General features: G+C 65.9%; 4 protein-coding genes. All 4 read left to right on the top strand.

The genetic code is table 11. The features are described 5' to 3' along the window. Positions 1–20 precede the first annotated feature (20 nt). On the top strand, positions 21–818 hold the full coding sequence (locus RWT78_RS29070; RefSeq protein WP_314682925.1) for an ArsA-related P-loop ATPase: 798 nt from the start codon (positions 21–23) through the stop codon (positions 816–818). After that, positions 815–1210: a hypothetical protein gene (locus RWT78_RS29065; RefSeq protein ID WP_314682918.1), complete on the top strand. Its 396-nt coding sequence runs from the start codon at positions 815–817 to the stop codon at positions 1208–1210. Before RWT78_RS29070 ends, RWT78_RS29065 begins: the two co-directional genes overlap by 4 nt. A gap of 124 nt (positions 1211–1334) precedes the next feature. Beyond that, positions 1335–2375 carry an ROK family protein gene (locus RWT78_RS29060; protein WP_314682923.1) on the top strand — a complete coding sequence of 347 codons (1041 nt, stop codon included), beginning with the start codon at positions 1335–1337 and terminating at the stop codon, positions 2373–2375. Between the two features lie 94 nt (positions 2376–2469). Beyond that, positions 2470–2618 (top strand): 1-acyl-sn-glycerol-3-phosphate acyltransferase (locus RWT78_RS29055; RefSeq protein ID WP_314682921.1); only part of this gene is annotated, 149 nt, incomplete at its 3' end.

Raw genomic sequence — 2618 nt, 5'->3', positions numbered from 1 at the left:
GTCCGGCCGCAGCCGAAGCGCTGCGGCTACTCGGCTCGCCGTCGATGGTGTCGGAGTATCTCGAGCGATTGTGGCCGCGGCACAGGCGGATGGTCGCTGTGACAGGTACGGACATGCGGCTGCTCCTGTTCGTGTCCGTCGTCGAACGCGTGCTCGCGTCGGTGGATCGGATCGCGGTTCACCTCTCGGATCGGGAGAACACCGGCGTGCGTGTGGTGACGTCGGCCGACGGCGTGTCGGTCGCGGCGACTCGTCGGACGTTGTCCGGGCTGGCTCTGGCCGGGTTGCGAGTTGACGGGATTGTGGTCAACAACCTTGTCCCGCAGTTCAACTCGTCCGCCGGGAAGAGTGTCGACGATTCACCGGCGGCGCAGTGGCTCGCGTCGATCCGGGCGGCTCAGGCACTCGTCGTGGACGAACTGCGTGGATCAACCGATGGAATGTCCGTCACAACGGTCGAACGCGCTTGCGCCGAACCGGTAGGGTTGGCCGCTCTGGGCGAGATCGCGGCCACGTTCGAGGGTGGAGCGGGCACGGATTCGGGCACCGTCGGTACCGCGGACAACATCGTGGTGTCGTTGGAGTCCGGGACCGGAGTCGATTCGGTGTACGTGATGCGGATGTACCTTCCGCTCGTGGATCCGTCGTCGTTGTCGTTGGGCCGGGTGGAGGACGATGTGCTGGTGGGAGCAGACGGCGTACGACGCAGAGTTCGTTTGGCGTCGGTGCTGCGTCGTTGTGTCGTGAACGGGGCGGAGTTGGACGGCAGTTACCTGATCATCCGGTTCAGCCCGGATCCCGCGGTGTGGCCGGTATGAGCGAAGAGCACGAGCGCCTCGTCGCGGAGTTTCGCGCGCTGGCGGAAACCGTTCTGACGCGCCTGGAACCGGTGCTGCAGAAGGCCGCAGCAGCGACGGCCGACGTTGCGAGTGACTCGGCGTCCACGGACACGCAGCCGGTGTTCACCGGCTGCAGCTGGTGCCCGGTGTGCGCCCTCGCCGCACTGGTTCGCGGTGAGCACCACGAACTGTTGGCATTCCTCGCGGGTCAAGCAGCAGCATTCCTTGCGTTGCTTCGTGAGATTCTCGACGAGTTTCTCGGGGGGCCGTCAGACCCCGATCGTGGACCCGAAGGCGGTCCGACGACGCCAGGTGCGGAGCGAACTCGCACGGCGGCATTTGTCCCGATCAACGTGACGGTCAAGGACTGACTCAGTACCCCGGGTAGAGCGAACGGCCCGAGATGAGCACAATCGACACAATGGTCACCGACGCACGAAGCACCGATTCAGGGTGCGCACTCCAGCGGACGCCGCTCGCGCGGGAATCGTCGCGATGAGCGCGCGCCGCTTGAAAGCGGTCTCCGGCTCCACCATGGACGACATCTTGACGGTCGGCATCGACGTCGGCGGGACGAGTATCAGGGCCTCCGTCGTGGACGTCGACGGACAAGTGCTCGAGATGATTCAAGCCCCGACCCCGCAGTCGGCCAGGGCACTCGAAGACGGTCTCGATCGCGTCGTGCGCGAATTGGTCACCAGGCACGAGGTATCGGCCGTGGGGTTGGCGGTCGCCGGCTTCATCACCTCCGATCGAAGCTCGGTTCGGTTCGCTCCGCACTTGCCGTGGGTGGACGCGCCGGTCGGAAGTGACTTGAGCAAGCGGCTCGGCTTGCCGGTCGTTCTCGAACACGACGCCAATGCGGCGGCGTTCGCGGAGCACCGATTCGGCGCGGCCGCAGGTGGCCGCAATGTCGTGATGGTGGCAATCGGGACCGGAATCGGTGGAGCGCTGCTGATCAACGGTGAGCTGTACCGGGGGAGTCACGGCGTCGCTCCCGAACTGGGCCACATCCAGGTCGTTCCGGGCGGGCGTCAGTGCGCGTGTGGCAAACGTGGGTGTTGGGAGCGCTATTGCAGCGGAACGGCGCTCGTCGACACGGCAATCGAACTGCTTGCCGCCGACCCGGCCGCGTCGACGGTCCTGGCGCGTGAGGTAGCGGTGGATCCTGGTTCGCTCACCGGTCGCCGGATCGCCAACGCCGCGCAGGACGGTGACCCACTCGCGCTGGCAACGATCGCCGAGTTCACCCGTTGGCTGGCCGTGGGTCTGGCCATGGTCGGTGACGTCTACGATCCCGATCTGGTCGTGATCGCCGGCGGCGTCGCGAGTTCTGCCCCACTGTTTCTCGACGACGCCCGCGAGCAGTACGCGACATTGTTGACCGGGGCGAAGCACCGCCCACTGGCCCGCATCCGTTCCGCTCAGCTGGGCGAAGCTGCGGGCATGGTCGGCGCCGCCGCTTTGGCCCGATCGGTAGTGCCTCAGGATCTCGGTGGGGTCGACGGCGCTGGAACCACGTCTGCCGGACTGTGATCGGGTCGATCCTGCAGGGGCGTGTGTAGCGGGGGTTACCGGTCGGCAGTAAGGTCGTACTCAGCGAAATTCAGCTGTGAATGGGAGGGACGCCGTGTGGTATTGGCTCTTCAAGTATGTGTTGCTGGGGCCGATTCTCTGGCTGCTCGGGCGTCCGACGGTCAAGGGTCACGAGAACATTCCGACTGACGGGGCGGCCATTCTGGCCAGCAACCACCAGGCGGTTCTGGACTCGTTCTACCT

The sequence above is a fragment of the uncultured Rhodococcus sp. genome (genome assembly GCF_963525155.1).
Taxonomy (GTDB): Bacteria; Actinomycetota; Actinomycetes; order Mycobacteriales; family Mycobacteriaceae; genus Rhodococcus_F; species Rhodococcus_F qingshengii.
This window is presented reverse-complemented; position numbering and strand designations above follow the sequence as displayed.